At 69.3% G+C, this 378-nt stretch carries 1 protein-coding gene; it reads left to right on the top strand.

What is annotated here, in order from left to right; all coding sequences use genetic code 11:
• Positions 1 to 342 (top strand): short-chain fatty acyl-CoA regulator family protein (locus EN852_RS36040; protein ID WP_189546407.1); only part of this gene is annotated, 342 nt, incomplete at its 5' end.
• Positions 343 to 378: the final 36 nt, after the last annotated feature.

Consider the following 378-nt stretch of genomic DNA (forward strand, 5'->3'; position numbering starts at 1 on the left):
CAGATCTTCGTCGAGGCGGTGGAAATGCCCGACGGCGCCGAGTTCCTATGCATGGCCCGCACCCTGGAGGGGCCGCAAGGAGCGTTCTCCGAACGCCCGCGCCGCACGGCACTGCTGCTCGGCTGCGACATCGGCTTTCGCGACGACATGGTCTATGGTGCGGCCCTGCCCGGCACGGCAGTCGGTGCAAAGGTAGGGGCGGGCATCGCGGCGACGCCAGTCGGCCCGGCCTGCCGGCTTTGCGAGCGTGTCGGCTGCCTGGCGCGCGCAGAGCCGCCGGTGACCAGACCGCTCGGCCTCGACGAGATGGTGACCGGCCTGAGCGCGTTCGATTTCCAGTAACGCTGCAGCAAAGGTGCCACAATCGTCGCCGGTCTC

The sequence above is a fragment of the Mesorhizobium sp. M2E.F.Ca.ET.209.01.1.1 genome, assembly GCF_004010375.2.
Taxonomy (GTDB): Bacteria; Pseudomonadota; Alphaproteobacteria; order Rhizobiales; family Rhizobiaceae; genus Mesorhizobium.